General features: G+C 42.2%; 18 protein-coding genes and 1 pseudogene. 9 read left to right on the top strand and 10 right to left on the bottom strand.

From position 1 onward, the window contains the following. Positions 1-75: 75 nt before the first annotated feature. From CAL7507_RS05850 to CAL7507_RS05840, 3 genes are all read right to left on the bottom strand, one after another. Positions 76-1,161 (bottom strand): spermidine/putrescine ABC transporter substrate-binding protein, encoded by a 1,086-nt coding sequence (locus CAL7507_RS05850; RefSeq protein ID WP_015127523.1) that lies wholly within the window; start codon positions 1,159-1,161, stop codon positions 76-78. 10 nt (positions 1,162-1,171) lie between these two features. Further along, positions 1,172-1,546, bottom strand: coding sequence for a four helix bundle protein (locus CAL7507_RS05845; RefSeq protein WP_015127522.1), 375 nt, complete (start codon positions 1,544-1,546; stop codon positions 1,172-1,174). A 101-nt stretch (positions 1,547-1,647) separates the two neighbouring features. After that, a complete protein-coding gene (locus CAL7507_RS05840; protein ID WP_042341206.1) occupies positions 1,648-2,775 on the bottom strand; it encodes an ABC transporter ATP-binding protein in 1,128 nt (375 codons plus the stop codon). Positions 2,776-2,975: 200 nt separating this feature from the next. On the opposite strand from CAL7507_RS05840, the gene mrdA (CAL7507_RS05835) reads away from it, so the two are divergent. Together mrdA (CAL7507_RS05835) and mrdA (CAL7507_RS05830) are read left to right on the top strand one after the other, a co-directional pair. Then, positions 2,976-4,850: a penicillin-binding protein 2 gene (mrdA, locus tag CAL7507_RS05835; protein ID WP_015127520.1), complete on the top strand. Its 1,875-nt coding sequence runs from the start codon at positions 2,976-2,978 to the stop codon at positions 4,848-4,850. A gap of 287 nt (positions 4,851-5,137) precedes the next feature. Beyond that, complete coding sequence (gene mrdA, locus CAL7507_RS05830; protein WP_015127518.1) at positions 5,138-7,012, top strand: penicillin-binding protein 2; 1,875 nt, start codon at positions 5,138-5,140, stop codon at positions 7,010-7,012. Positions 7,013-7,278: 266 nt separating this feature from the next. On the opposite strand, the gene CAL7507_RS05825 is transcribed toward mrdA (CAL7507_RS05830), so the two are convergent. Together CAL7507_RS05825 and CAL7507_RS05820 are read right to left on the bottom strand one after the other, a co-directional pair. Further along, positions 7,279-7,683, bottom strand: a complete 405-nt coding sequence (locus CAL7507_RS05825; RefSeq protein ID WP_015127517.1) for a biopolymer transporter ExbD — start codon at positions 7,681-7,683, stop codon at positions 7,279-7,281. After that, positions 7,667-8,320 carry a MotA/TolQ/ExbB proton channel family protein gene (locus CAL7507_RS05820; protein WP_015127516.1) on the bottom strand — a complete coding sequence of 218 codons (654 nt, stop codon included), beginning with the start codon at positions 8,318-8,320 and terminating at the stop codon, positions 7,667-7,669. Before CAL7507_RS05820 ends, CAL7507_RS05825 begins: the two co-directional genes overlap by 17 nt. Positions 8,321-8,718: 398 nt before the next feature. Between CAL7507_RS05820 and CAL7507_RS05815 the strand changes: the two genes are divergently transcribed. From CAL7507_RS05815 to CAL7507_RS05800, 3 genes are all read left to right on the top strand, one after another. Next, positions 8,719-10,221, top strand: a complete 1,503-nt coding sequence (locus tag CAL7507_RS05815) for a TonB family protein (protein ID WP_015127515.1) — start codon at positions 8,719-8,721, stop codon at positions 10,219-10,221. Positions 10,222-10,685: 464 nt separating this feature from the next. Next, on the top strand, positions 10,686-11,819 hold the full coding sequence (locus CAL7507_RS05805; protein WP_015127514.1) for a PepSY domain-containing protein: 1,134 nt from the start codon (positions 10,686-10,688) through the stop codon (positions 11,817-11,819). Between the two features lie 94 nt (positions 11,820-11,913). Continuing rightward, the gene (locus CAL7507_RS05800) at positions 11,914-14,448 is read left to right on the top strand and encodes a TonB-dependent siderophore receptor (protein ID WP_144051194.1); all 2,535 of its coding nucleotides are present in this window, start codon (positions 11,914-11,916) and stop codon (positions 14,446-14,448) included. A gap of 24 nt (positions 14,449-14,472) precedes the next feature. Here CAL7507_RS05800 and CAL7507_RS05795 read toward each other — a convergent pair whose 3' ends face one another. Then, entirely contained in the window at positions 14,473-15,306 is an 834-nt protein-coding gene (locus CAL7507_RS05795) for a D-alanyl-D-alanine carboxypeptidase family protein (protein WP_015127512.1), read from the bottom strand. A 448-nt stretch (positions 15,307-15,754) separates the two neighbouring features. On the opposite strand from CAL7507_RS05795, the pseudogene CAL7507_RS05790 reads away from it, so the two are divergent. The 3 genes and pseudogenes from CAL7507_RS05790 to CAL7507_RS05780 form a co-directional block, all read left to right on the top strand. Beyond that, positions 15,755-15,955: pseudogene (locus tag CAL7507_RS05790) on the top strand (AEC family transporter); the annotation flags it as partial. Between the two features lie 150 nt (positions 15,956-16,105). Next, entirely contained in the window at positions 16,106-16,480 is a 375-nt protein-coding gene (locus CAL7507_RS05785) for a hypothetical protein (protein WP_015127511.1), read from the top strand. Positions 16,481-17,057: 577 nt separating this feature from the next. Continuing rightward, complete coding sequence (locus CAL7507_RS05780; RefSeq protein WP_015127510.1) at positions 17,058-17,255, top strand: DUF2811 domain-containing protein; 198 nt, start codon at positions 17,058-17,060, stop codon at positions 17,253-17,255. 294 nt (positions 17,256-17,549) lie between these two features. Here CAL7507_RS05780 and CAL7507_RS05775 read toward each other — a convergent pair whose 3' ends face one another. Then, the gene (locus CAL7507_RS05775) at positions 17,550-18,269 is read right to left on the bottom strand and encodes a response regulator transcription factor (protein WP_042341203.1); all 720 of its coding nucleotides are present in this window, start codon (positions 18,267-18,269) and stop codon (positions 17,550-17,552) included. A gap of 734 nt (positions 18,270-19,003) precedes the next feature. Between CAL7507_RS05775 and CAL7507_RS05770 the strand changes: the two genes are divergently transcribed. Further along, positions 19,004-19,630 carry a CPP1-like family protein gene (locus CAL7507_RS05770; protein ID WP_015127508.1) on the top strand — a complete coding sequence of 209 codons (627 nt, stop codon included), beginning with the start codon at positions 19,004-19,006 and terminating at the stop codon, positions 19,628-19,630. A 186-nt stretch (positions 19,631-19,816) separates the two neighbouring features. Here the strand turns inward: CAL7507_RS05770 and CAL7507_RS05765 are convergent, their stop codons facing one another. The 3 genes from CAL7507_RS05765 to CAL7507_RS05755 form a co-directional block, all read right to left on the bottom strand. Then, entirely contained in the window at positions 19,817-20,530 is a 714-nt protein-coding gene (locus CAL7507_RS05765) for an HAD family hydrolase (RefSeq protein WP_015127507.1), read from the bottom strand. 76 nt (positions 20,531-20,606) lie between these two features. Beyond that, positions 20,607-21,311 (bottom strand): SDR family oxidoreductase, encoded by a 705-nt coding sequence (locus CAL7507_RS05760; protein WP_015127506.1) that lies wholly within the window; start codon positions 21,309-21,311, stop codon positions 20,607-20,609. 62 nt (positions 21,312-21,373) lie between these two features. Continuing rightward, positions 21,374-22,777 (bottom strand): NYN domain-containing protein, encoded by a 1,404-nt coding sequence (locus CAL7507_RS05755; RefSeq protein ID WP_042341858.1) that lies wholly within the window; start codon positions 22,775-22,777, stop codon positions 21,374-21,376. Between the last annotated feature and the right edge of the window lie 238 nt (positions 22,778-23,015).

Genomic DNA, 23,015 nt, shown 5'->3' with positions numbered 1-23,015 from the left:
ATTTGTCAAGAATCAAAAGTGAAGAGTCAAGGGTCAAAAGTCATTAGTTATTTATCCTTCATCTCCCCATTCTGTCTAACCACTAGTTAATTTAGTCCAATATTGTTCGTAAATATCTTCAAATTTTCCTAGAGGAGTAATGCGTTCACATTTTTCTACAATCGACTCTGGAGGAAATAAATTTGTATTATTTTGGATCTGCTTTGGTAATTGCTCAAATCCAGAACGATTGGGAGTAGCAACACTCAAACGCTGGCTGACTTGAGCTGCTACTTCGGGTTGTAAAATAAAGTTAATCCAGGCGTAAGCTCCATCAAGATTTGGGGCTGTTTTAGGAATTATAATAGTGTCAGTCCACAGTGAGGAACCACTGCGAGGAATCACATATTTGAGATGGGGATTTTCTTTACTAACTCGGATAGCATCTGCGGAATAACACATTGCTAAGACTAAATCTCCTGCCAGAATTTGGTTTTGCCAAGCATCAGTATCAAAAGCCGCGATCGCTGGTTTGAGTACTTTCAACTTTTCATAAGCTTGTTTAATCTGGTTCTCGTCTTTTGAGTTATATGAATAACCCAGCATCCGCAAGGTTGCACCCATCACTTCCCGGACATCATTAAGCAAAGTCATCCGTTTATGCAGTTGCGTTTGATTTTGCCACAGATAGTCCCAATCTTCTGGGGCATTTTTAATGATTTCAGAATTGTAAAGTAAACCTGTTGTTCCCCAATTAAAGGGGATACTGTAACGGTTATTGGGGTCATAGCTAGGGTTTTGGAACCGAGGCAATAAATTATCTAAGCCAATTAGGCGATCGCGATTTATTTCTGCTAATAAATCTTTCTCCACCATCTTCTGTACCATATAGTCAGATGGGTACATAATGCTGTAAGTTCCACCACCACCTGCCTGGAATTTAGCCAGCATGACATCATTAGAATCATAGGTATCTGCCAGAACCTTCATACCCGTTTGGGCGCTAAAAGTTTTTAGTAATTGTTTATCAGTATATTGTGCCCAAGTATAGAGAGAAATTTGGTCACGCTGACTAGAACTTTTAGCATTAGCTCGCACATCACCAAGCTTCCAACCACAGCCGGTCAAAGATAAGCTAGAAAGTGCTGTTATACCTTGTAAAATTTTTCTTCTGTTAGTCATTTGTCATTTGTCATTTGTCGTTTGGTATGTTACCGATTGAGTTTAAATATGAGTTTAATTTGGGTGCTAGTTCGTCAATGATTGTTTTAGTCGCATCTATTTGCTCATTAGTCAAGAGATTACGAGTGTAAGCTCGTCTTAACCAATGTTGAGTTTCATTTAAAGAACCTCTTGCTATTTTGACAAAACGTTTATTTTCTTGATAACTACCTCTTCCTAGTCCTTCTGCTATGTTGGCACCAATGCTATCTGCTGAACGGACAATTTGTTTACCAATCGTATCTTTGGCAAAAAAATTCCATCCGTCAACCATTTTCCAAATGTCATCTGCTAATCGTTCTGATAGTTGATAAACCTGTAAATCTTGAAAACGCTTTGCTGCCATTTATTCAGTTGTTACTCTTCGTCTGCAATTGTCATTGAGATTTTTTAATTTGTCACCATCCAATAACAAATGACCAATGACAAATGACTATTGACAAATGACTATTGACAAATCGCCAAACAATCAGTTTCTGCCCACCAAGCATAAATCGGTGTATTGGGGTCTGGTAAGCCACCAAAGGTGTTAGGCTGCAAAACGTTGATGCTAATCCCGTTGGTCAATTCCACAACATAATTAACGTGCGTCCCCAAATACATGACATTGACAAGCCGTCCTTCATAGCAGTTAGTGGGTAAATTCGGTGGATAAAGTGACAGCTGAATTTTTTCTGGGCGGACGCTGACTACCACTGCTTGCGATAATTCAGTAGGTGTATCCTCTCTACGGGTAACGACTATTTTCAGTCCGGTTTTTGTCTCTATTTGGATGTTAGAGGCGTCTACCTCAATGATTTCACCGCTGAATAAATTAGTATCACCGATAAAATCAGCTACAAAAGATGACCGAGGAAATTCGTAAATTTCGCTAGGAGTGCCAATTTGCTCAATTTTGCCTTGATTGATCACAGCAATCCGATCAGATAAAGACAGTGCTTCTTCCTGATCGTGAGTTACCATGACAAAGGTCAATTCTAAATTTTTGTGTAAATTTAATAACTCGACCTGCATTTCCTTACGTAGTTTTAAATCTAAAGCTCCCAAGGGTTCATCCAGTAGTACCACAGATGGGCGATTGACTAAAGCCCTGGCTAAAGCGACTCGCTGCTGTTGACCACCAGAGAGTTGACGAGGAAAACGCGATCGCAAGCTTTCCATTTTCACCAAACTTAATGCTTCTTGGACTCTGTGAGCAATTTCTGATTTGCGGAATTTTTTCAACCGCAGTCCAAAAGCAATGTTATCCCACACATTTAAGTGATTGAACAGTGCATAGCTCTGAAATACCGTATTGACAGGGCGGCGGTAAGGAGGGACATTAGTCATAGACTGACCCTGAATCAATACCTTGCCAGCATCAGCTTTTTCAAAACCAGCGATTAAGCGCAGTATAGTTGTCTTGCCACAACCAGAGGGACCTAAGATACTAAAGAACTCCCCCTGTCTGACATCCAAGTCTATGCCATTGACTGCTGGTTCTTGGTTAAAAAACTTGAACACGTTACGCAGCTCAACATCAAGCGGCTGCAAAGCCATTATCTCCCTCTGATTCTGCGTCACAGTTTGAGCCATAGTCCTCAGTAGAATGCCGTGATCTTATGTGATGTGATCATTGCTGTAGTCGATTAAGCTGACTACAGATTACACTTTGGTTTATTGTATCCGGCAAAAACAGTTGATTAGGAATATACTCCCTCAATTCTGCTGAATACTGGGTAGCAGTTTAGACTAGAAATTGCGAGTAACGCCAATCTTAGAATCTTGTTTGTCTTATGGCTTTATTACCATCATTTTCAATTGGCAGCAAAAAAGATACACGTACAGTAGGACGTGGTCGCCAGTCGATATTTTTAATCGTATTGACTTTATTAATGATGGCCGCTATTGACATACGTTTGGCGTATTTGCAAATCCTTGAAGGGCCAAAATTCCGGCAAAGAGCCGAAGCAAACCGGATTCGGATGATTCTCAAACAACCAGAGCGGGGCAATATTTTTGACCGTAATGGCAAACTTCTAGCTAGCACTCGTTATCCTCACTCTGTATATTTGTGGCCAATGGCACACAATAAGCCATCCTGGTCAGTTGTGGCTCCGCGTCTGGAAAAAATTCTGAATATGTCAAGAGCGGAGATGGAAAAGAAATTAGAACAGGCTGGTGTCAATTCGTCTTCACTCGTCAGGATTGCTCGTGATTTAAACGAAGCACAAATCACCGCACTCAAGGAATATAAAGATGAGCTACCAGAGGTAGAAATTAATACAGAAGCCGTCCGCTACTACCCTCATGGGAAGGAATTGGCTCATATACTGGGTTATACGCGAGAATTGACCCCTACACAGCTACAAGACAAGAAGGAGTCAGGCTATCGCTTGGGAGATGTAATTGGTCAAATGGGTGTGGAGAAAGCCTATGAGCAGTTATTGCGGGGTGAATGGGGTGGTCAGCAAGTAGAAGTAGATAATGCAGGTCGGCCACTGCGGGTGTTGGGAGAAAAACAGGCAAAAGCTGGTAAAGATTTGCACTTGACCATAGATTTGGATCTGCAAAGAGCTGCAGATAAAGCTTTAGGTAAGTACCAAGGGGCAATTATCGCTATTGACCCCAATAACGGTGCTGTTTTAGTCATGACCTCTCACCCCACGTTTGATCCAAATATCTTCTCCAAGCAAAAACTCTCCCAGCAAGACTGGGAAACGTTAAAAGGTAAAGAACATCCTTTGGTAAATCGCTCCCTCAGTGCCTTTCCACCCGCCAGTACTTTCAAAATTATTACGACTTCAGCGGGGTTGGAATCGGGGAAATTTTCTCCAGATACAGTATTACAGACCTTCGGCTCTCTGACTGTGGGTGGGGTAACTTTTGGTGAATGGAATCACGCCGGGTTTGGCCCGTTGGGATTTCCCAGAGCGATCGCTATGAGTAGTGATACTTTCTTTTATCAAGTTGGCAGAAGAGTCGGTGGCCCAACTTTGATTGCGTGGAGTCGTAAATATGGGTTTGGTCAAAAAACCGGGATTGAATTTGCTAACGAAGAATCAAAAGGTTTAGTTCCAGATGAAATTTGGAAGCAGAAAGTTTTAAGAACGCCCTGGACTGTAGGCGACAGCATTAATATGTCAATTGGTCAAGGTGCGTTGCAAGTCACACCACTACAGTCAGCAATTATGTTTGCTGTTCCTGCAAATGGTGGGTATCGGGTGAAGCCACATTTACTCAAAGATCATGAAGAAGCAAAAAGCTGGCGATCGCCGTTGAATATGAAACCGTCTACCATCAAAGTCTTACATGAGGGATTGCGGAAAGTCGTAAGTGAGGGTACAGGTAAGAGTTTGAACGTACCCTCAATTGCTCCAGCCTCTGGCAAGAGTGGTACTGCTGAAGCTGGGACTGGTCGCCCTAATCATACTTGGTTTGGTGCTTATGCCCCCAGCAATAAGCCAGAAATTGTGGTTGTCGCATTTGGTGAAAATTCTGGCGATCATGGCGGTACTGTTTGTGGCCCAATGGTTTTACAAGTGTTGGAAGCTTATTTTCAGCACAAGTATCCCGGCAAATATGCAAAACCCCACGCTCAAGAATCGGAAACCCCATCTCGTCATTCTGCGTCTAATACCCACAATAGACAAAGTATTAATGGGGACTAAGTATGGAGATGGTTTGTATAATAGCGAATGGGGAACAGGAAACGGGGAACGGGGTCAAAAATGTTATCGGGCAAGTATTATAGCTCATCCATCTGCTCTAAGATGTCTATTTACAGCTATAGAAGTTAGAAAAATGTCAAGGGGAAAAGTTTAAACTCTAAACATACCCTCATCGGAAAAACAAATTACAAAAAATATGCAATCCCAATAGTTCCGCAACCAATCAACAGTAGTAATTAAGTTTTATTGTATCTAAATATACTAATTGTAAAAATCCATTTTGTCCTATGACTTTATTGCAACCATCGCCACTTGGTCAAAAAAAAGACACGCGCACTGTAGGACGGAATTTCCAGCCGATATTTTTGATTATATTCACCCTATTAATGACGGCTGGAATCGGTGTGCGTTTGGCATATTTACAAATTGTGCAAGGATCACGTCATCGAGAGCGAGCTGAGTCTAACCGGATTCGGATGATTCCTAAACAACCGGAACGGGGCAACATCTTCGATCGCAATGGCAAACTCTTAGCTAGTACGCGCTATCCACGTTCTGTATATTTATGGCCAATGGCCCATACTAAACCTTCATGGTCAGTTGTGGGTCCCCGCCTATCCCAAATTCTGCAAATTCCCCAATCGGAAATTCAAGAGAAACTAGAACAGGCAGGTGCTAATGCTTCTGCTGCTAACTCTTCTACGCTGATCCGCATTGCTCGTGATTTGAATGAAGCTCAAATCACGGCATTGAAGGAGTACCAAGCGGAACTCAAAGATGTAGAAGTACATGCAGAAGCTGTTCGCTATTATCCGCACGGCAGGGAATTGGCTCATATACTAGGTTATACCCGTGAACTGACCGCCGAGCAGCTGCAACAGAAGAAGCAGCAAGGCTATCGATTGGGAGATGTGATTGGTCAGATGGGGATCGAAAAGGCTTATGAAAAGACACTAAGAGGCGAATGGGGTGGTCAGCAAGTAGAGGTGGATGGAGCGGGTCGGCCACTCCGAGTTTTAGGCGAGAAACAAGCCAAGGCTGGTAAAGATTTGCACTTGACTATCGATTGGGATGTGCAAAAGTCGGCAGAAAAAGCTTTGGGTAATCGCAATGGTGCGATCGTCGCACTTGATCCCAAAAATGGTGCTGTTTTAGCAATGGTGTCTCACCCTACTTTTGACCCTAATATTTTCTCTAAACAAAGACTGAGCAAAAAAGATTGGGAGACTGTACAAGGTGCAGATCATCCCTTGGTCAATCGCGCTCTTAGTGCCTTTCCTCCTGCCAGTACCTTCAAAATTGTCACCACAACAGCTGGGCTAGAATCGGGTAAATTTTCTCCGAATACAGTGTTACAAACCTATAGTTCTTTGAACATTGGTGGCACTCGTTTTGGTGAGTGGAATCATGCTGGATTTGGCCCTTTAGGTTTTGTGGGAGCATTACAGTGGAGTAGCGATACTTTCTTCTATCAAATTGGTAGGGGTGTTGGCGGGCCAACTTTGATTGAATGGACGCGTAAATATGGATTTGGCAAAAAAACCGGTTTTGAGTTTGCTTCTGAAGAAACAAAAGGTTTAGTTCCTGATGAGGTGTGGAAGCAGAAAAATTGGAAGATGCCTTGGACTGTAGGTGACAGCATTAATATGTCCATCGGTCAAGGTGCTTTACAAACTACACCTCTACAAGTGGCTGTTATGTTTGCGGTACCAGCGAATGGTGGTTATAGAGTTCAGCCGCATTTACTCAAAGATAATGAAGAGGCTAAAAGCTGGCGCTCATCCTTAAATATGAAGCCAGAAACTATTAAAATTCTTCGTCAGGGGCTGCGGAAGGTGGTTGCTGAAGGTACAGGTAAGGCTCTAAATCAGCCAACAGTCCCACCAGTTGCTGGTAAGAGTGGTACAGCAGAAGCTTGGCAACGGGGAGTCAAACAAAATCATGCTTGGTTTGGTGCTTATGCGCCGGCTGATAAGCCGGAAATTTTAGTGGTGGCTTTCGCTGAACATTCTGGTGGTGGTGGCGGTAGTATTGCAGCGCCGATGATTTTAGAAATTATGGAGGGCTATTTTCATCGCCAGAGTCCTCTGAAGTACAAAAAATCAGCAGATGGGGTATCTCCACAAAATAACCGCAACTCTGCTAGCAGACGACGGAATTAAAACAGTTATCAGTTATCAGTTATCAGTTATCAAGCGTATGCTGGGGAATTTAAACCCGCCACTAACACCTTCCACCATTAGACCCAAGGATTTAACTGTTTACTGTTTACTGTTAAAGTTGACAATCCCACGGCTGTCAGCTGTGGGATGCTTTATTTGCAGTTAGGAATGAAAATTTAATAACCTGCAATTCTGATTGAAATGGGAATGGTGCGTTACGCTCCGCTAACACACCCTACTTTTGCACTTTATTTAATCTACGTTCCTTAGGGTTTTTGGGTAGCGATCGCTAATTTTGCTCCTTCTACCTGACGTACCCGATCCATGACCGCGACTACCTTACCATGTCCTACTTTTTCATCAGCATTAATAATTACCAATGCTTCTGATTTAGCACTGACTAAAGTCCGTAATTTATCCGTCAAAGCATCAACTGCAATTGCTTGGCGATTGAGGCTCACCTCTCCTTTTTCATCTACCGTGATTGTAATTCGAGTAGGCACTTGCTGTTGTTTGGCGGTTGCTGCTTTTGGTAAATTTACTGGCAACCCTTCTGATCTGGTGAGAAACAACGTTGACATAATGAAAAATGTCAAAATTGCAAATATCACATCAATCATCGGCACGATGTTGATTTGTGGCGGCAAATCTGGTTCATCTGGTAGACGCATAGGTTTTCTCTCCTCGTTCGTAGCGACGGCGGTATAGTAGCTCTAATTGTCCCCCATATTCTTGAATCAGCGCTATTTGACGCTGGTACAGTCCTCGAAAGGAGTTGGCAAATAACAGTACAAATATGGCAACTACCAACCCTGATGCTGTAGACACCAAAGCTTCACTGATCCCGGCTGTCACACCTGTGGTTTTTGTACCCCCAACATCACCCAGATTCAAGGACGCAAAGGAAGTAATCAAGCCTAACACAGTACCCAGAAGACCTAATAGTGGTGCTAAACCAATGACTGTCTCCAGGATATTTTGGAACCGTTTGAGCAAAGGTATCTCTGCTTGGGCTTCACTTTCTAATGCCAGCCGAAACTCTTCTGGATTTGGTTCTTCTAATTCTAAAGCGGCCAGAAAAATGCGTGCGAGTGGTAAGTCTGCATTTTTCTGTAGTTTATCTATTGCACCAACTACGTTATCTAGCCGATAGAGATTCAACACGTCTCTTACCACACGGCTTTGACGGTTGTTAATTTGAATCCAAAACTTGACACGCTCAATAATCAACGCCACCGCCAACACCGAAAATCCCAACAGCGGCCACATCACCACGCCGCCTGCTTCAAACAGATTCTTAATTCCCATTTAGAGCCTCGTCATGAATCAACAACAAACTTCTTGCAGAAGTCTAACTAAGGGGAAGGATTAAAGAAATTAAATTTCCATTTTTCCCTTTCCCCGCCTCTTGCAAGCAGTCTAATACACAGTCAGACTAGCAAAATCTTTATTCAAGTTGAGAGTCTTTATCAAAAGAGGATACAGTATAATGCAAATTTATTTCAAGTCTTTTTAATTGTGATTCACAATATCTTGTTATCCAAATCTCAATAATTTCCTTTGCTGGGAGGATTAGGGACTGAAAAATAGTTCTGGAGCTTTTCTGCGCTTACCCGCATCAGGAAACATTTCCAGCTTTTTACTTGATATTTTGGATATAACCATTTTAAGATGACTCTAATTAGTGAGAATCAATAGCAATATATATGAGCTTTACAGACATTGCTGTCGCGCAGCGTTCTAAGGAAGCTGTGGCTCTTAGGTCTTTTCTGGTTTATAGTTTCATGGGTTCGCTAGCAGTACATGCTGGTGTTCTGACATCAGGTATAGGCAATCTTTTGTCGAGAGTACCAGATTTAGACGCAGAACCAATTGAAGTGGCAATTGTTGAAACTCCACAAGCAGAAGTCACGAAAGCTCCGGAAGCAGAAATAAAACCGGAAAACCCCAAAATACCGGAAAAAAATACTTTCATCCCTGAACCTCCTAAACAGAAAATTGAGGAAATACAGGCTCAAGTTAAAAATGTACCAGTACAAAAGATTGTTCGAGAAGAGCAAAATCGAGAACCAATCAGACAGAATACGCCCAAGATAGCGGCTGCATCTGCAAATCAAGTCAGTAAGCCTAGTTCACCAGATGAAATTAAAGACAGAACAGCAGCAGGTGGAGGTGGCGGAGGAGGTGGCGGTGGTTCCTCTGTTCTAACTGGGAGTGGCGGAAGTGGTGTTGCCAGTAGTACTGGTAGCGGTACTGGCATTGGTAGTGGTAGCGGCTCTGGTATTGGCAGTGGCTCTGGCTCTGGTGTTGGTAGTGGTACCGGCTCTGGTGTTGGTAGTGGTACCGGCTCTGGTGTTGGCAGTGGTACCGGCTCTGGTGTTGGTAGTGGCTCTCCAGTTGCTACAGCACCGAGAACCCCAGCCATTGAAGCTCCACCTGCACCAGTCAATCGTAACGGTGGTAATGGTCGTGCAGCTTGTCGTGAATGTAACGCCAAATATCCAGAAGCTGCTAGACGGCGAGGAGTTGAGGGCAGAGTAGAGGTAGCAGTTGATACTGATTCCGATGGGAATGTTACTAATGTGCGGATTGCTCGTTCTAGTGGCAATCGTGAATTAGATGAAGAAACTGCTAGACAAGCGCGTGACTGGAAATTAAAACCTGCAACTGGTGGTAGACAAGGGGTATCAATAGCAACAGAATTTGCTATCCAAGGTTCACGGCGACACAGCGAAGCCCAAAAACGCAGACAACAAAGAGAAGTAGAAGAAAGAAACCAACAAGCAGCTGCTAACAATAACAGTTCAACAGAAGAGACTCCTAGAAGACGGCGGTTAGAAGCATCAAGTAATACAGATAATTCTGGTGAAAGTACTAGAGAACCGCAAACCAGACGCAGGCGATCGCTCACACCTGCATCTGAGACAGAATCTAGAATCAGCCGGCGTTTACTGCCTGAAAAAGCAGAAACCACATCGGAAAGCAGAGCATCTAATAATCGTGGAAGTTTAAGAGAGTTCCTCCGTCGGACAAGACGCGAGTCTGCGGTGAGTGATTCATCATCTGGAACACAACCAACTAAAAATCGCCGTCGTCGGCGAACAGAGCAAGCCAGACCTGCAAGTCAAAGCAGCTTGGTGGAGTCTTTACGTCGTTCTCGTCAAGAATCGCCAGCCGCAGCGCCAGAAGCTCCCGCCACTGGGAATTAATGGTGAGTAATTTCGTTAACAGGGAATAGTTATTTACCTATTCCCTACTCATTTCCATAAAAATTGATAAATACTATCAATAAATTGTCATGTTTTCTTAATCTATTGAGAAGATTCGTGAGTGTTGATTGATCTCTTTAGTTACTAAAGCACAGCCATAAGCGATAAATTATTGCTGCTTGCGGTAGGAAAATAGAGAATATTGTGCTTATTTGAGCAATTTTAGGCAAGAGTTTCTGTATTTATGGTGTTTGTAAAAAATATAAATCTGGGATATGGAAGTAATTTGCCCATATCTCTTCCTAAACTATTGCAAATCTTTTGTAATAAAACGGTTTTGACCAATAATTCCTTGATGCTACAGAGCAAGCAAATTTATTTATGGGGTCAATCCAAAATCCAAAATCCAAAATCCAAAATTGTTTGACCTGATCCAAAAGCTGAGTTAATGAGGAGAACATACAATGAAATCTCAAAAAATTCGCAACCTATCTTTTTACCTCCATCGCTACATAGGTTTATTCGTCGGATTAATCCTAATTATCATCGGCTTGACAGGTAGCTTACTGGTCTTTGAGCAAGAAATTAATCGCTGGCAAGTCAGTCAGCAATTTGGGCAGGTGTCGCCTCAAGAACAGCGCGTTTCTATGGAGACTATACTCAACAACGTCAAAACAACCTACGCCAATCAACCCGAACTCAAACTCAGATCGATGAATATGCTGCCAAAAAACAGCACCTATACAGTGTATTTGAAAACACCCAACGATGCACAGATTAATGTATTTGTCAATCCCTATAGTGGAGCAATCATGGGCGATCGCCAATGGGAAAGCTCTTTCTGGGGTATCGTTTTTAAACTGCACTATGCACTACTGGCAGGTAGAACTGGAGAAATTATTGTTGGCATTGCGGCGCTGCTGTTATTGATCCTCAGCATTACAGGTATCATTCTCTGGCCTGGTTGGAGAAGGCTGATTAATGGTTTCAAAATTAAATGGCAAGCGCATCCAAAACGTGTCAACTTCGATATTCATAAAGTTTTTGGCATCATTACCGCTGTATTTTTGGGACTGATTGCCTTTACAGGTTTCTGCTGGAATTTTTATGATTTCACTAAACCTGCAATCTATGCTGTCACCTCAACGCCAAATTTGCCAGAGCCTATCTCTAAACCAGTGACTGGCAAGCCACCATTAGGATTGGCAGAAATCTTGCAAAAAGCGGATGCAGCTTTACCAGGTGCGGTGACAACTTACATTACCTTTCCCAGCAAACCAGAAGATGCATTTGCCATTTATAAAAAACAACCCCAAGAGTCTAATGATTACGGCGATAGTGCTGTTTATCTTGATCAGTTTAGTGGAGCAGTCTTGCGATTACAAAATGGACTATCGCTGCCATTAGGCGATCGCGTCCTGAATTCTTTTACACCTCTGCACTACGGCACTTTTTGGGGGTTGCCGACCCGTATTCTCTATGTGTTTGTGGGACTTGCACCGTTGATTTTGTCCGTCACTGGTTGGGTGATGTGGTCATATCGGCGACGACTAGATACCTTAAATCCTACAGACACCTTAGAACCTTTGCAGCGATAGCAATTGAGAGATCGCACTTATCCCATCTTTTTCTAAATCTGTCATTTCGCTTTCTTGATTGATGCGATCGTTTGAGATTTTATTGCGAGTGAAAATGTTAAAAAACTGTCAACTAATTGCTGGTGTGTGGGTAACTAGCTTTCTATCTATTCTGGCAATACCATCAGTATGTGCAATAGAGCCTTCCGTGACTAACGCTGCTTTTTTATTAGCACAACAATCTAATCAAGCAGTAGTTGTACAAGTTACAGGTATCAAAGTCAATCAAACAGAAACAGGCTTGGAGATAATTTTAGAAACTAAAGAGGCAGAAAAACTGCAACTTTTGCCTAAAAGTGATGGCAATAACTATATTGTTGATATTCCTGTAGCTCAACTGCGTTTAGCATCTGGTAATACTTTCCGCCAAGAAAACCCCACCAAAGGAATTACTTTGGTGACTGCTAATAACCCAGATGTCAATAGTATTCGGCTCATTGTCACAGGTGAAACAAGCATACCCAAAATCGAGTTATTTGATAGTGATGAAGGTTTAATTTTCAGTGTGAAACCAGTTGTTTCTCAATCTCAACAACAACCAGAAACACCAGATACAGTTCAACCTAGAAGCGAAACATCCGAGAATGAAACCCCAATTGAACTAGTAGTTACAGGTGAACAAGACGGATATCGTGTACCAGACGCATCAACGGCAACTAAAACAGATACCCCAATCCGCGATGTACCGCAGTCAATACAGGTAATCCCTCAGAAAGTAATTGAGGATCAAAAAATTATTCGGATTTCCGATGCAGTGCGTAACGTCAGCGGTGTGACTCCGCAGGGAGGCTATGCGGGTAATACAGATAATTACAATATCCGGGGATTTACGACTTACGACAACTTGAGAAATGGTTTCTACTCTCAAGATGGCAATGTGAACCCGACTAATATCGATCGCATAGAAGTACTCAAGGGTCCGGCTTCGGTGTTGTATGGTCAGTTTGAACCTGGTGGGGTTGTAAATTACATCACTAAACAGCCACTTAGCCAGCCTTACTACTCCGGCGAATTTACGGTTGGCAGCTACAATACTTATCGTCCCTCAATTGATATTTCTGGGCCTCTCAACTCAGAGAGAACATTGTTATATCGCCTCAACACTGCCTATGAAAGTTCTGGTAGTTTTATTGATTTTGTTGATCAAGAATCATTTTTTATCGCACCTACACTAACTTACAAAATTAGTGATGCCACAAGTTTGACCTTTGAATATGAGTACAGCAAGGTCAATAGAACTTATTATGACGGCTCTCCACCTGACCCAATTATTTTTCAGCGTCCCATCAGTCTATTTTTAGGAGAACCAGATACCAAAGATTACTACCGGGAATCGAATAATGTCAATTTGACATTTGAACACCGCTTTAGTGAGAACTTGAAACTCCGCAGTGCCTTTTCTGCTGAACTTTATAATGAAGATGCGAAAACTATCCGACCAGACAGCATTGATGCAGACGGTCGTACTGTATTGAGAAGATTTGCTGCTGGTCCTGGTTATTTGGAAAACTATTCTTTGCAAACCCAAATTGTAGGCAAATTTAATACAGGTTCCATTCAACATCAAATGCTCTTGGGTTTGGATTTAAACAAATACATTTATGGTTACGATTTTCTCCGCACCCCGGCTAATAGCATTGATTTGTTCAACCCAGTGTATGGCTCTCCATTACCAACGAGTTTTGAGACGGCTCGCAAGGAGAGATACGATCGCAATACCATTGGTCTTTACCTCCAAGATCAAGTCTCTTTGCTACCAAATCTCAAGTTATTAGTCGGTGGTAGGGTGGATTTTATTAACCGCAAAAATAGAACTCAAGATTTAGATGGTAGCGGTACCAATCTCATTGGCGATGCCACAACAGAGGATTTCTACGATAGTCCCTTCTCACCTCGCGTGGGGATCGTCTATCAACCAATAGAACCGATTTCGCTGTACGCCAGCTACAGCAGCTCATTCAATCCTAGCTCTTCACGAACAGCAACTGGAAGTACATTACCGCCGGAAAGTGGGACACAGTACGAAGTGGGAATTAAAGCCGAAGCTTTGGGTGGTAAGCTCTCAGCAATATTAGCAGCCTATGAAATTACCAAGCAAAATGTTGCCACGACTGATCCCAACAATACCGACTTTTCCATTGCTGCTGGAGAGGTAAAAAGTCGAGGTATTGAATTGGATATATCTGGGGAAATCCTTCCTGGTTGGAATATTATCGCTTCATATTTTGTTAATGATGCGTTTGTGAGCGAAGACAACGACCCAACCCTGAGAGGTAATAGGCTAGTAAATGCTCCCAGACAGGGGGGGAGTTTATGGACGACATACGAGATTCAAAGTGGCGATTTGCAGGGGTTAGGGTTTGGTGGCGGGGTGTTTTTTGTAGGCGATCGCGCCGCATCCCTCCCCAACACATTCGATATTCCGTCTTACGTCCGTACCGATGCCACTATTTTTTACAAACGTGACAACTGGCGGGTGGGGTTGAACTTTAAGAACCTCTTCGACATTCAGTCCTTCGACTCTCAGGGCTATTATCTCCGTCCAAATGCGCCGTTTACGGTTTTGGGCACGATTTCCGTGCAATTTTGATCTGACTATAGCCAAAGCAAATGCTCAGGGTGTTGATTGTGGTGTTGGGGATGGTTTCAAGTTTTTGGCTTTGTAGAACATTTCTAAACTAGAACTATCGCCTACAAAACGCCAGTGCCAAGGCTCATAACTCACCCCTTGAGCATTATCCTTGGGAAAGGACATTTCAAAACTAAATCGGGCGGCGTTTGCTTGTAGCCACTGATAAGCCTTAGTGTTATCAAAGTTGGCTTGGAGATTAGTTGCTGGTACTGCGCCGTCGCCGATATCCACAGCATAGCCTGTATGATGTTCGCTATGACCAGGTGGAGCGCTGAGAGCGGCTCTTTGAGACGGGGTTTGATTTCGCTGGGCACCAACGCTAAAAAACAACTGCTCCTGCTCTTTCACTGAGCGAAAAGCAGAAATTGGCACTAAACTTACACCTGCACTGCGTGCTGCTTGTACCATTGCTTGAAACTTTTCAGCAGCAGCTTTTCGCATTCTCGTTCGTCCATCTCTGGAAATTGCCACTAGTTCTGTATCTGGTGCTTCTGGATATGCTAAATGCCCCAACACAGTATCACTATTGTCAATTTGGGAGTTGACAGAATTACTAGTTTCTGGCGTGGGTGCGGGTGCAGAACTAGTTGATGTAGGTTGAGATTTGGCGGTTTTTTTAGGTGAAGTGACGAAAAACAAAAAACCACTAATTACAGCCAGCAAGACAAATCCCACTACTCCCCCAATCAGCAAAACCACGGGTTTAACGCCCACCTTGGGTGCTGCATCTGGAGTATCGCGCAAAGCCGCTGGAATATCATCACTAGAGGCAGCTGATGAATCTTGCGGTTTTCCAGAAAACCCAGCCTTATTCAAGAATTAACTCCTGCTTTTTTTTGAATAGCCATAACAGATTGTAGACTGGAAAAAAATAAAAGCAATAAATAAGTAGCCATCATCAACTGGGGATTAGGGATAAGTATTTTTTAGTTCAACAGTCAGCACTGTAAGCTGAAGAACTTTTTCAAGCTAGATAGACATCATTTGAATATTTATGTTTCATCCCTTGATGGCTAAGGTAATTTTATACTTCAGACTTCATTTGACAAACCTTTTAGAACTATAGCGGTTATCGCTTGAGTCCAATACACTCATAAGGTCACGGCAGTGCCGTGACCCTACAAGCGACGATATAATTTTGTATTGCATCCAACTGAGAACCGCTATATACGTCAAGCTAGTAGGACTGGCCTGGATAGGATTCATTTGGGGACGGACACTATCTCCAACGTTTCCTACTCGTTTAGGTCAGGTTCTCTTTTGAGTGGTAGTACTGATAACTGTTGTAGCTTTTTTGCGGCAAATTGACTTGTCAGGGCAAATTTGGATTGCTCCAGCGATCGCCTATTTAGCTATTTTCCTAGGAGCATTTTTAGCTTGGTTGGGGATTCAACGACAAGCCTATTTCACAAATACCATTCCCCAGCAGCCAATCCCAGGTAGTTTACTCCTAGCGGCAATGCTCACCAAAAAGTTGCAAAATTATCCGTTTTTCTTTCCCCATTCCCGTTGGCGATGACAAAAATTACAAAACTGTAATTTACAAACAGCACAAATTGTAATTTTGGGTTGTTTAAATCATAAATATAAACAATCTATCGTTTCCAGGTTAACAATGAACGTTCGTCAAGTACTAGTTTTCACAGCAATTCCTGTTATGGTTGGCACTATTGGTTTGATTTCACTCCATCAAGCCAATGCTGCTGATCGATTCCAGCAAATTGCCCAAGCTTCAGAACCGTCCAACGAACAACAACGCCCACCCCGCCCTGATTTTGCGGCTGCAGCGACGAAGTTGGGTGTCACAGAACAACAATTAAAGGATGCGTTGGGTGTTCCTGCTAATCCTCCAGGCGATCGCAATCAACGTCCACCCCGCCCTGATTTTGCGGCTGCAGCGACGAAGTTGGGTGTCACGGAACAACAGTTAAAGGATGCGTTGGGTGTTCCTGCCAATCCTCCAGGCGATCGCCCTAATAAAGCAAGATAGCTCCAAGAGCGTGAGCTTGCCTTGCTCCGCCAATGTGGCGCATAAATCGTACGGGCGGGGTTTCCCCGCCCTGGTTCTTTGGCTGGGATTTGTAGATTTGTGTGGCTGAATCACAAGATGAGATTTTTGTAATTCTTATTATTGGGGGAAATTTTCCTCACTGATTCCACAGGGTTTCCACAGGGTTTTTTTGAGTTTTCCACAGATGCTTTACGAGTTTATAGGCTCTTGCAGTCTTACTGGGGATTTTTTACTTCTACGTAACAAGAATTTTAGAGACTGAGTTATTGTTAACTTGTGTAACAAGAAATAGCTTTTAAAGCTGATTATCTCGTAGTAAATTATTTTTTATACCAACCTTTTTAACATTTCGCAGCATTGACAAACCTACCCCCTCTTGCCGCACAATAGTTCGGCTTGCTGTTGTAGTTTGTTCGACTGTTGACAACAACGTGTGTAAAATTACGTCAAATCTTGTCCCAGATTATCGGATAGGGAATGAATTGTATATTCAGCCCTCAGCTAACTACAGCAAGTAAAAAGCCACTCTTGATTGACCTCAAAGGAGGAAAATCTCATGAACGCAACAGTTAGCATTTTTACAGAAATTCCTGAACCACTTCACGAATCTCTCAAGAACTACTTAGAAACCCATCCTGATTGGGATCAAAACCGAGTATTGACGGCTGCTCTGTCATTATTTTTGCTGCAAAATGGAGATAGCGATCGCCGTGCTGCCCGTGTCTATCTAGAAACTTTGTTCCACCACAGCTAAGTAAAAATCCTGTATCAATCTACGCCTAAGCGATAATAATGTACTACACACGTTCTAGACGATGTTATTGTGACTTATACTCTAGTCTAAGTTTTTCATGATCAATCACTAATCAATCACATCCTGCGGGAATGGTTGCTCTACTCTTGTTATGCGGTGATACTGCCGCATAACTTGCTGAACCGTAGGGGTAAGCTTTAGCTCAGTCAGGCTAACCCTCCTAAGAGGGCTATTTCACTACAAAGGCGAGCAATTAGTCTATAGTCCAGAGCTTTTTCACTCTTGACTATAGACTTAAGAATTGGCTTCCAGTTGCCCTGGGTGACTAGCAGATTCAAACTTATACCCTACGCCACGTACTGTTTGAATTAATGCCGGCTGGCTGGCATCGATTTCTATCTTCTTACGAATTTGACCGATATGCACATCTACAACCCGCTGGTCACCAACGTATTCATAGTCCCACACCTCTTGAATTAGTTCTGCTCGCCGCCAAACTCGACCTGGATGGCTGGCTAAAAAATGCAACAAATCAAATTCCAGAGCGGTTAAGAGTACTGGTTGGTTGTTAAGCGCCACTTCTCGCCGCACTGGATCAATCATCAACTTTTCAAATACCAGGCGTTTCTGTTCTGCTGTAGTTACAACTCGCTGACGCCTTAAAATAGCCGCTACTCTGACTTCTAGTTCTCCCAGACCAAATGGTTTGGTGAGATAGTCATCAGCACCTTTAGCAAAGCCGCGAATCTTGTCAGCTTCGTCTGCTCGACTAGTCAGCATCAGCACAAAAACACCATTACGACTTTGCATCTCTTGGCAGAGGTTAAACCCAATAACATCTGGTAGATTCACATCTAGAATCACCAGATCAGGGTTAAACTGCTCAAATAGTGCTAAGGCTGTTTTACCATCCTCAGCCGCCTCTACCTGATAGTTCTGCTTAATCAAAAAGCGTTGGATTAAATTCCGAACCGCAGGGTCGTCATCAACTACAAGAATCTTGGCAGGAGCCATGACCATCACTTTGCACAAAAATTCATAGGATTAACAGAAAAATTGCGTAAAAACGCTGTTTCCACTTTCGGGGAATAATGAAGAATCTACAATGCTAAGGGATGCATTTCCTGATTATCCAACATAATATTCTAATCAGGGCTATGGAAAATTAAACTAGGAGTATCTTGGTATCCACACTTGCATTGATTAATTTTACTTCCAGCGATCAAATCTTCTGACCTTAGCTACAGGAGATTTGTAACCTAGAACACTTTCGGATATCAAGTAGGTGGTAATCTAAATTGCTTTAATCTTAATATCGATATGCGGATCGATACTACCACCTAGAATAAGACTCATTGATGAAAACTCCATTAAAGCTGTGTCAGCTACCCTTTTCCTGACGGAAACGCGCTTGCTGACTTGCTTAAGCCGAGTAATACGGGGCTGCTTCACCAAATCTGAAGCCGAAAAATTAATTTTTCCATACAAAATGTGTTTTAGGTATTCTTAGTTCAAATTCTAGATTAGAGCTAGAACTGGTCAACGACATGAGGGTATACACGGAGTTATGACAATATGTTAAAGTGGCTATAGTTGAAATTTCCAAGTTAATTAAACTAACCCGTGTTACCATCCTGGTAGAACAAAAAAACCTGGTTGATATACTGGGTATGATCAACATAAAACTCAAAGTTGTTTTTCCGTCAACAGAAAGACTGCCGTTGACAGAGGCTAAAGTATAAACTCCCATGAGCGATCAAAATCCCTACGAAAAACTTGGGGTATCAGAAGATGCTAGCTTCGATGAAATTCAGGATGCTCGCAATCGCCTATTGGAGCAATGTGGTGGCGATGCGAAGCGTCTAGAAGCAATTGAAGTTGCCTACGATGCGATTTTAATGGAACGCTTACGAATGCGTCAGGAAGGAAAAATTAAAGTACCTGAGCGGATTCGCTTTCCAGAAACTCGAGTGCAATCACTTCCTAAAGAAAGTCTGACCCAACGGGAGCAGTCACCAGCATGGCTACAGCGAATGCTAGACCAGCCAACCCCTGCTGATGTACTTTTACCTGGAGCCTGGTATTTGGGCTTGAGTACTATCAGTGTGTTCTACCCGGCTGCGGGAGATCAAGTTTTACAGTTGGCTTTGGTGGTTGGAGTAGGAATCAGTATTTACTTTCTGAATCGCAAGGAAAATAAGTTTGGCAGAGCAGTTTTGTTCACTCTGATTGGCCTCATCATCGGCTTAATCGTGGGAGGACTAGCTGCTAGCTGGGTACTGCCGCAAGTGCCATTTATTAGTCTGACGTCAAATCAGTTTTCTACGGTACTGACGTTTATATTGTTGTGGTTGGTTAGTAGCTTTCTGCGTTAGGGCGATTCGAGGCTCAGAAACAGTTAAAAGGCGATAGGCAGTAGGGGAGTCCCCATCATTAAAGCCTAAACTTTGCTTTCTGAAGGGTAATATTCTGCCTAATGAAAATTGGGGGCAATGACTCCGATTTATATGGGTAATGGAAATGAGTTTCTATTACCCATCTTTTATAGTGTTAATCAGCTGCTATCCGATCGCCAGCCGTTTTGTATCCGCCTGTTGGCTCTGTAGAATGAAATCTACGGCAAAGCTCAAATCTTGAACAATTAAGTCGGGGTGGTAAAGTTCTAAGCGAGTGCGATCGCGGATACCAGACTCTACAGCCATGACTTTAATATCATGTTTTTTGGCGGCGGTGATATCGGCTTCCGTGTCCCCTACCATCCAGGTATCACAGGCTGGGGGTAGTTCTGCTAACGCCCGCGCCATCAACAAGGGCTTATCTTCAATATCGCGGGTTTTAACATAGTCATTACTCAGGCAATAACGGCGATTTTCTGGGAAAAATCTCCCTAAATCGTATTTTTTAAAGGCATAGTCTAGTTCCCAAACTCGGCGCATTGTCATGACTGCTAAATCGACGCCAGCTTGTTGAATTTTTAACAGTGCGGCGATCGCGCCAGGCATCAGGCTATCATATTGGAAATAAGGCTCTGTATGCACTGTTTGCCGCCGTAACTGAGCAAACTCCTGTGCTTGTGCGGCATCTAAACCCGAATTCATGGCGATTTGTTTTTCGGGAACTTGCTCCCGCTTTAACTGCCAAAATACTTCTTTAGAAAGTTCTTGCACTGATTGATTTGGGCTGCGGGTTTTCTCCAGGCAAAATTGATAAACACGATAATAGCGATCGGAAACATCAATAATCGGGCCGTCGAAGTCAGTAATTAGTCTTAGCATCGGCGGAGAGTTTTAAGTTTTATTAAAATTATCTCAGTTGTGTGGCCGTTTTGGATATGCAAACCGCTTCCTGAACCTAGAAAAATAGATGACTGTCGGGTTGGATATTAATTTCCATTGGCACAGCTTGCGGATCAGCCGCAAGAGCGAAGAAAATTGCATTAGCAGCAGTTTCCGGACTGAGCATTTTTTTCCGGTCTACCTTGAGGCTGACATTATCCCAAAAGGGAGAATCTACACCACCAAAGTAAAATAACGTGAATTTAACTCCAAAACGTTTGAGTTCTTCTGCCATACACTTACTAAAACCAACAACCCCAAACTTGGAAGCAGAATAAGCTGCTGCCATTGGCATCGAATGTTTGCCCAGGATTCCCACGACGTTACAGATATGGCCAGATTTGCGCTTTTGCATCTCTTCGGCTGCTGCTTGAGTGGTATAAAAGCTGCCTTTTAAGTTGATATCTAGCATCTTGTCTAAATCAGCTGGTTCTAGGTTGTTATAGGGTTTGAGGATACCAGCACCAGCTGTATTGACTAAAACATCGATTTGACCGAACTGGGTGACAGTTTTTTCGATTAAAGTGTTTACTTGTTGGGGATCAGTGATATCGCAGGAAACAGTCAGAACTTCCCCTGGTAATTCCTCTGCCAGTGTTGCCAAACGCACTGCGTCTCTGGCGGTTAATACCAACCGTGCGCCTGTGGGGGCAAGTTTACGTGTTAAGGCTGAACCAATGCCGCCGGTAGCACCGACAATGACAATGACTTTATCCTGCATCGTGCTATTTACATTTCTTTACATACTGTATTAATCATATACCGATATGCGTGGTCTGGGGTTTAACGCACAGCCACCTCCCATCCTTTTGTTGTTTGCTTGAGTTCAAAAGAACTACAAGACTGCAGAAATTTCAGAAAATTACCACTTATCTGTAAACATTTCAATTGTTGAGTAATTGGCGTACCATATTGCTGGTTAAATTTACCGCTCAGAAGGCCAACGTTAACATAGCTGATAGGAGATTTAATAGTTAAAGTCTTTATCAGATTTTTTAGTACTTCTTCTAAATCTGCTTTTGAATTAATTATAGATAATAACGGCTCTTGAACACTGATTGGTAAGGCTTCAACATTGGCATCTACTAGTAGAGATGGATTAATTTCAAATAGGGCGATATATAATTCAGAAACTTCATCAACTTGATGAACAACGAACTCTGTAGGATAACTAAGAAAAATATCTCTGGCTTTTTTACCAGGAAGAAGTTTAGAAGCAACTTGACTGATAGTGCATTGATATCTATTTTTAAAAGATTGAGAGATTGTATAAAGTTTAATCCAATAAGTGTTATTGTGCTTTTGTTCTGTTTTTATTAAACTTTTTAATTTTAAAATAAACTCTTCAATTGAAGATATTTCTGGTAATGATTGTATAGATTGTGTTATATTTTTCCCAGTATAGCTATTAAATATAACTAGATTAATTCCTTGCTTGCTAACCCGATATACTGTTAATCCATTCTGCTGAAGATGATTACAAAGATTTGTCATAACTTTGTCTGAGGAACAGACTAAAACTTCTTTAGCATTTGGGTAACGCTCATGAATTGATGAACCAAAGGTGATCATTTTGCCATCAGCATTGTCTCTACCAGATGGCACATGAATTAAATCGTAACCACGCCCGTGCAATTCAATATCTAGTTTACCCATGCTGCACCAATTGGCAAAAGCAATTTTAATTTGGATAGGATAGGTGCAAATCGTTGTTAAAAACTTTTCTGTTTCAGTGTTGAGTTGTAAGTTTTCTGCATCTAGCAGTAAAATAGCTATCGCTGAAGATATAAAAGTATTTTTACTATTTTTAGATTCCTGTAAATTGTTGGCATTAGCTTGATTATTTAACTCAGGAAGAGTTGAGTGATGGAGCAAGGAAAGAATTCGTGTTTCTATGTTATAAAAGTCAGGAGAATCAAAAAAGCTCTGAACTAGAAAAATTCCTAAATATTGTTTTACATTAGCTAAGATTAACGAAGTATCCGCTAGACTGGCAATTTTTTTATTTAAACTAGCAAGTAGTGCAGATTGGTATTTATCTTCATTCCAGTTAATATGTTGGTAATTTGCAACTATTAATTCAGGATGCTGTTGCAAGATAGGAATAATAGATTGACAAATAAAAATACTGAGTTGGTTAATTAATGCAGAATTATGGGTAGTCTGCAAACCCTCATTATTTTGCATAGCTGACACATTACAGTAGGGCATCCTAGCTTGCACCATCATCAAAGACGGTATTTTAACCCTGTTATACCAGGGTAATCAAGCATTTGATAACCGTGAAAATCCCTAAAGTAATCGCTTTGCAATTAGCTGTAGCACCAGAATATGTGAACAGCTTTGTATTGTGGGCAAAGGGAATTAAAAGGAATTAATTAAACTTTTAATTCCCCTATCACAATTAGCGGTAGTCTTCTTAATA

The organism is Calothrix sp. PCC 7507, from assembly GCF_000316575.1.
Taxonomy (GTDB): Bacteria; Cyanobacteriota; Cyanobacteriia; order Cyanobacteriales; family Nostocaceae; genus Fortiea.
This window is presented reverse-complemented; position numbering and strand designations above follow the sequence as displayed.